Below are 6,581 nucleotides of genomic sequence, written 5' to 3'. Positions count from 1 at the left end.
CGAGACGGCGCGCGCGGTGGCCGCGGCCAAGGCCGCCTTCCCGTCCTGGCGGGCGGCGTCGCTGTCCCGCCGGGCCGAGGTCATGTTCCGCTTCCGCGAGCTGGTCGACGCGAACCGCAAGGAGATCGCGTCGCTGGTGAGCCAGGAGCACGGCAAGACTGTCGCCGACGCCGGCGGCGAGCTGGCCCGCGGGCTGGAGAACATCGAGTTCGCCGCCGGCGCGCCGCACCTGCTCAAGGGCGGGTACAGCGAGCAGGCCTCGACCGGCGTGGACGTCTACTCGATCCGCCAGCCGCTCGGGGTGGTCGCCGGCATCACGCCGTTCAACTTCCCGGCCATGGTCCCGATGTGGATGTTCTGCAACGCCCTGGTCTGCGGCAACACCTTCGTGCTCAAGCCCAGCGAGAAGGACCCGTCGGTCTCGCTGCTGCTGGCCGACCTGCTGCGCCAGGCCGGGCTGCCGGACGGCGCGTTCAACGTCGTGCAGGGTGACCGGGAGGCCGTCGAGACGCTGATCGCCCACCCGGACGTGCAGGCGCTGTCGTTCGTCGGCTCCACCCCGATCGCCAGGTCGGTCTACGAGCAGGGCACCCGGGCCGGCAAGCGGGTGCAGGCCCTGGGCGGCGCGAAGAACCACATGGTCGTGCTCCCGGACGCCGACGTGGACACGGCCGCGGACGCCGCGGTCAGCGCCGGGTACGGCTCGGCCGGCGAGCGCTGCATGGCGGTCTCGGTCGTGGTGGCGGTCGGCGCGGTCGGTGACCCGCTGGTCGCCGCGATCAAGGACCGGATCGCCCGCATCACGGTCGGCCCGGCCAGCGACCCGGCGGCCGAGATGGGCCCGCTGATCAGCCGCGAGCACCGCGACAAGGTGGCCGGCTATCTGGCCGGCGCCGGCGGTGCCGAGGTGGTCGTCGACGGACGGGACGCGCCGATCAGCGAAAGCCCGGGCTTCTTCCTGGGCGCGTCGCTGGTCGACAAGGTGCCGACCGACTCGCCGCTCTACACCGACGAGATCTTCGGCCCGGTGCTGTCGGTGGTCCGGACCAACACCTACGAGCAGGCGCTGGAGCTGGTCAACAGCAACGAGTACGGCAACGGCACGGCGATCTTCACCCGCGACGGCGGGGCGGCGCGCCGGTTCCAGTACGACGTCAACTGCGGCATGGTCGGCGTCAACGTGCCGGTGCCCGTACCGGTGGCCTACTACAGCTTCGGCGGCTGGAAGTCCTCGCTCTTCGGCGACCTGCACATGTACGGCCCCGAGGGCATCCAGTTCTACACCCGCAGCAAGGTGGTCACCTCGCGCTGGCCCGACCCCGCCTCGTCCACGGTCGACCTGGGCTTCCCGGAGGTGAGGTGAGCATGGACATCGGCGTCGTCCTGCAGTGCGACCCGCCCGCCCTGGAGGTGGTGGAGTGGGCCAAGAAGGCGGAGGAGCTGGGCTACAGCCACGTGTGGACGTTCGACTCGCACGTGCTGTGGCAGGAGCCGTTCGTCATCTACAGCAAGATCCTGGCCGACACCGAGCGGGTGATCGTCGGCCCGATGGTGACCAACCCGGGCACCCGGGACTGGACCGTGATCGCGTCCCAGTTCGCCACCCTCAACGAGATGTACGGCAACCGCACCGTCTGCGGGATCGGCCGCGGCGACTCGGCCCTGCGGGTGCTGGGCCTGCAACCGAACTCGCTGGCCCAGCTGCGCGAGAGCATCGGGGTGATCCGCGGCCTGGCCAGCGGGGAGACGGTGTCCTTGCGCGGTCAGGAGCTGCGGTTCGCCTGGGCACCCGACAGCCGGCTGGACGTGTGGGTGGCCGCGTACGGGCCCAAGGCCCTGGCCCTGACCGGTGAGGTGGGTGACGGCTACATCCTGCAGCTCGCCGACCCGGACATCGCGGCCTGGATGATCAAGGCGGTCCGGGCCGCCGCGGAGCGGGCCGGCCGCGACCCGGCGGCCATCAAGTTCTGCGTCGCCGCGCCCGCCTACGTCGGTGACGACCTGGCCCACCAGCGGGACCAGACCCGCTGGTTCGGCGGCATGGTCGGCAACCACGTCGCCGACATCGTCGCCCGCTATGGCGCCGACGGCGCGGTGCCGCAGGTGCTGACCGACTACATCAAGGGCCGGCAGGGCTACGACTACGCCGAGCACGGCCGGGCCGGCAACTCGCACACCTCGTTCGTGCCGGACGAGGTGGTGGACCGGTTCTGCGTGCTGGGCCCGGTCGAGGCGCACCTGCAACGCCTGGAGGAGCTGCGGGCCATCGGCGTCGATCAGTTCGCCCTCTACCTGCAGCACGACGACAAAGAGGCGACCCTGCGGGCGTACGGCGAGAAGATCATCCCGGTGGTCGCGTGAGACGTGTGCTCAGCGCCGGCGCCGGCCTGGTCGTGCTCATCGCCCTCTGGGAGGGCTACAAGGCGGTCGGGAACCCGGACGGGACGGTGCTGTTCGGCGTCCGGATCCTGCCCCGGGCCGACGACCTGTCGATGCCGCACGTTTGGGAGATGCTCAGCCGGCTCGGCCGTCCGGAACTCACCGGCGGCCGGCCGGTCTGGCAGGCGGTGCTCAGCGCCAGTTTCTTCACGCTGGGGATCACCACGGTCGGCTTCGCGGCCGGCGCGGTGATCGGCCTGCTGCTGGCGGTGGCCATGCAGCGCTTCCGGATCGTCGAGCGCGGGCTGCTGCCGTACGTGATCCTGTCGCAGACCGTGCCGCTGGTCGCGCTAGCGCCGCTCATCGCCGGGTGGGGCGGCACGGTCTGGCCGGAGTGGATGACGGTCGCGGTGATCGCGGCGTACCTGGCCTTCTTCCCGGTCGCCGTGGGCATGCTGCGCGGTCTGCAGTCGCCGCAGGCGGCCGGGGTCGAGCTGATGCGCAGCTACGCCGCCGGGTGGTGGCGCACGCTGGTCAAACTGCGCCTGCCGGCCTCACTGCCGTACCTGTTCCCGGCCCTGCGGCTGGCCGGCGCGGCCGCCGTCGTGGGCGCGGTGGTCGGCGAGATCTCCACCGGTACGCGCGGCGGCATCGGCCGGCTCATCATCGAGTACTCCCGGGAGGCCACCAGTGATCCCGCGAAGGTCTACACCGCCATGCTCGGCGCGGCCCTGCTCGGGCTCGTCGTCGCCGCCCTGGTCAGCCTGCTGGAACTGCCGCTGATGCGGCACCGACGACGCGTCTCGGTGGTGACGATGTGACCGCAGTGTCCCTCTCCGGAGTCTCCAAGGTCTTCAACCAGGGCCGGCCCGACGAGGTCACCGCCCTGACCGGCATCGATCTGGCCATCCCGGCCGGGCAGTTCGTCTCGCTGATCGGGCCGTCCGGGTGCGGCAAGAGCACCCTGCTGCGGCTGATCGCCGACCTGATCCCGGCGACGACCGGGACGGTCGAGGTGGCCGGCAAACCGGCCGCCCGGGCCCGGCTGGACCAGGAGTACGGCATCGCGTTCCAGCAGGCCGGCCTCTTCGAATGGCGCACCGTGCAGCGCAACGTGGAGCTGCCGCTGGAGTTGCGGGGCACCTCCCGGGCCGAGCGCAGGGCCCGGGCCACGGAGATGCTGGCGCTGGTCGGGCTGGCCGACTTCGCCGGGCACTATCCGGCCCAGCTGTCCGGCGGCATGCAGCAGCGCGTCGCGATCGCCCGGGCCCTGGCCGTGCACCCGCCGCTGCTGCTGATGGACGAGCCGTTCGGCGCGCTCGACGAGATGACCCGCGAGCGGTTGCAGTCGGAGCTGCTGGCGATCTGCGCGCAGACCGGCACCAGCACGGTCTTCGTCACGCACTCCATCTCGGAGGCGGTGTTCCTGTCCAATCGGGTCGTGGTGATGTCACCGCGGCCGGGCCGGATCACCGCGACGATCGACGTCGGGCTGGGCACCCGCGACGACGCGGCCCGGCAGTCCCCGGCGTACTTCGCGGCGATCACCGCGGTCCGCCGCGCGTTGCGGGGCACCGGGACGGTGCCCGAATCTGTGGGGGCGGAGGATGCCGCTGCGGTTGTGGCGCCGTCGCCCCGTACCTCCGAAGCGACCGCGCCGTGAATCTCCTGCGCCGCGTCGCCCCGCCGGTCCTGCTCGGGATCGTGGCGCTGGTCTTGTGGGAGCTGACCGTCACGCTGGGCCGGATCGCGCCGTTCATCCTGCCGGCGCCGTCGGCGATCTGGCACGAGCTGGTCGTGCAGCGCCAGAACGTGTGGGAGGCCGGGCTGGCCAGCGGGCTCAACGCGCTCGTCGGGCTGGCCTGGGGCACGGTCGCCGGGGTGCTCGCCGCGATGGCGGCCAGCCGGTTCCGGATCCTCTCCGAGGTCTCCGTCCCGCTCGCCGCGGTGCTCAACGCGCTGCCGATCATCGCGCTGGCCCCGATCCTCAACAACATGTTCGAGTCGACCTCGAGTGTGCCGCGCCGGCTGGTCGCCGGGATCATCGTGTTCTTCCCGGTCTTCATCAACACGCTGCGCGGCCTGCGCGAGGTCGACCCGACCCACCGGGAGCTGATGACCAGCTACGCCGCCGGCGGCTGGACCTTCACCCGGCTGGTCCGGCTGCCCGGCGCGCTGCCGTTCGTCTTCACCGGCCTGCGACAGGCGTCGTCGCTGGCCGTCATCGCCGCGGTGGTCGCCGAATACTTCGGCGGGCTGCAGGACGGGCTCGGCGCGCGGATCACCTCCGCCGCCGCGTTCACCGCGTACCCCCGGGCCTGGGCCTTCGTGGTCGGCGCCTGCCTGCTCGGACTGTTCTTCTACCTGGCCACGCTCCTGCTGGAGCGGATCGCGATGCCCTGGAAAACCCGCCTCATCTCCTAGGAGTTCGTGTGCGTCGTCCCTTGTTCGCCACCCTCATCGCCGCCGTGCTCACGCTGAGCGCCTGCGGCACCGCCGACACCCCCACGACGACGACCCCGGGCGCCAGCGGCGGCGCCCCGACCCCGATCAAACTGCAGCTGCAGTGGTTCTACCAGGCCCAGTTCGCCGGCTACATCGCCGCCGTGGACCAGGGCTTCTACAAGGAGCAGGGCCTCGACGTGCAACTGCTCGAAGGCGGCGTCGACATCGTGCCGCAGACCGTGCTGGCCCAGGGCAAGGCCGACTACGCGGTCGCCTGGGTCCCCAAGGCGCTGGCGTCGCGCGAGCAGGGCGCCGGCATCACCGACGTCGGCCAGATCTTCGCCCGCTCCGGCACGTACCAGGTGGCCTGGAAGGACAGCGGCATCAGCACCGCCGCGGATCTGAAAGGAAAGAAGGTCGGCAACTGGGGCTTCGGCAACGAGTTCGAGCTGTTCGCCGGCATGACCAAGGCCGGGATCGACCCCGGCAAGGACGTCACCCTGGTGCAGCAGCAGTTCGACATGCAGGCCCTGCTCAAGAAGGAGATCGACGCCGCCCAGGCGATGAGCTACAACGAGTACGCCCAGCTGCTGGAGGCGACGAACCCGGCGACCGGCAAGCTCTACACGCCCGAGGACTTCGCCATCATCGACTGGAAGACCGAAGGCTCGTCGATGCTGCAGGACGCCGTGTGGGCCAACACGGACAAGCTCAGCGACCCGGCGTACCAGCAGCAGACGGTGAAGTTCCTGGCCGGCACGATCAAGGGCTGGGCGTACTGCCGCGACAACGCCGAGAAGTGCCGCGACCTGGTGGTGGCCAAGGGCTCCAAGCTCGGCAAGAGCCACCAGCTCTGGCAGATGAACGAGGTGAACAAGCTGGTCTGGCCGGCGACCGGTGGGGTCGGCACGATCAACGAGGCCGACTGGAAGCAGACGGTCGACCTGTCCCTCACCACGAAGAACCAGACCGGCGACACGGTGCTGACCAAGCAGCCGGAAGGCCTGGCCTTCACCAACGACTACATCAAGCAGGCCCAGGACCAGGCCAAGGCGGCCGGCGTGGACATCAACGGTGCGGGCTTCCAGCCGCAGACGGTGACCCTGACGGCCGGCGGCGCGTAGCCGCTGTCACTCCCCCGGGCCCGGTCGTCACCCGACGGCCGGGCCCTTTCACGCTCTACTGCGTGCTCAGCCGGGCCGCGAACGCCACCGCCGCGATATCGCCCTCGCGCAGGCGTTCCGCCGCGTCGGCTTCCCCCAGGGTGATCAGGCGGTGGGCCGCCGTGCTGATCAGCGCCTCGTTGCCGCCCAGCAGCTTGCGGGCCAGGTTCGCCTGCAGCGGGGTCAGTTCCGCGTACGCGCACTTGTCCAGCGCCGCGATGGTCTGCTCGTCGAGGGTGCCGGCCAGGGCCCGTTCGGTGACGATGCGCAGCAGCCAGGACGGCCACCAGCTGTACTTGCCGATCAGGTGGCCCGAGCGGATCGCCTCGCGCGGGGTCTGGCCGCCCTCCAGCAGGCGCAGGGCCATCGGGATGTCGAAGCGTTCCAGGCGCAGCGCCGTGACGAACAGGCGGTACAGCTTCTTCTCGTCCACCAGGGTCTCGGCCGCGGCGGCCGCTGCCGCGTACTCGCCGCGCAGGGCCAGGTCGACGATCGCCGCCTCTTCCGTGGCGATCGCGGCTCCGGTCGCGCGTTCCCGGATCCGGTCCAGGGTGCGCGACAGCCGTTCGGCGGCCTCGCGGCCGTGCTCGGCGC

Annotated in this window: 7 protein-coding genes; 6 read left to right on the top strand and 1 reads right to left on the bottom strand. The window is 71.2% G+C overall.

Annotated elements, in window-relative coordinates:
• From mmsA to AB0C29_RS27405, 6 genes are all read left to right on the top strand, one after another.
• Positions 1 to 1,363, top strand: a 1,363-nt coding sequence (gene mmsA, locus AB0C29_RS27430; protein WP_360825748.1) for a CoA-acylating methylmalonate-semialdehyde dehydrogenase, incomplete at its 5' end; no start/stop codon positions are given.
• A 2-nt stretch (positions 1,364 to 1,365) separates the two neighbouring features.
• On the top strand, positions 1,366 to 2,361 hold the full coding sequence (locus AB0C29_RS27425) for a TIGR03842 family LLM class F420-dependent oxidoreductase (RefSeq protein WP_360825745.1): 996 nt from the start codon (positions 1,366 to 1,368) through the stop codon (positions 2,359 to 2,361).
• Complete coding sequence (locus AB0C29_RS27420; RefSeq protein ID WP_360825742.1) at positions 2,358 to 3,200, top strand: ABC transporter permease subunit; 843 nt, start codon at positions 2,358 to 2,360, stop codon at positions 3,198 to 3,200. The genes AB0C29_RS27425 and AB0C29_RS27420 overlap by 4 nt, the downstream gene beginning before the upstream one ends.
• The gene (locus tag AB0C29_RS27415; RefSeq protein ID WP_360825739.1) at positions 3,197 to 4,042 is read left to right on the top strand and encodes an ABC transporter ATP-binding protein; all 846 of its coding nucleotides are present in this window, start codon (positions 3,197 to 3,199) and stop codon (positions 4,040 to 4,042) included. The genes AB0C29_RS27420 and AB0C29_RS27415 overlap by 4 nt, the downstream gene beginning before the upstream one ends.
• Positions 4,039 to 4,803 carry an ABC transporter permease gene (locus AB0C29_RS27410; RefSeq protein WP_360825736.1) on the top strand — a complete coding sequence of 255 codons (765 nt, stop codon included), beginning with the start codon at positions 4,039 to 4,041 and terminating at the stop codon, positions 4,801 to 4,803. The genes AB0C29_RS27415 and AB0C29_RS27410 overlap by 4 nt, the downstream gene beginning before the upstream one ends.
• Positions 4,804 to 4,811: 8 nt before the next feature.
• On the top strand, positions 4,812 to 5,948 hold the full coding sequence (locus AB0C29_RS27405) for an ABC transporter substrate-binding protein (protein WP_360825733.1): 1,137 nt from the start codon (positions 4,812 to 4,814) through the stop codon (positions 5,946 to 5,948).
• Between the two features lie 55 nt (positions 5,949 to 6,003).
• Here the strand turns inward: AB0C29_RS27405 and AB0C29_RS27400 are convergent.
• Positions 6,004 to 6,581, bottom strand: a 578-nt coding sequence (locus AB0C29_RS27400; RefSeq protein WP_360825727.1) for a hypothetical protein, incomplete at its 5' end; no start/stop codon positions are given.

Origin of the sequence: Actinoplanes sp. NPDC048791, assembly GCF_040650095.1 — a bacterium.
Lineage (GTDB): Bacteria > Actinomycetota > Actinomycetes > Mycobacteriales > Micromonosporaceae > Actinoplanes.
Note: the sequence above shows the minus strand (reverse complement) of the source record. Positions and strands in the feature narration are given on the sequence as shown.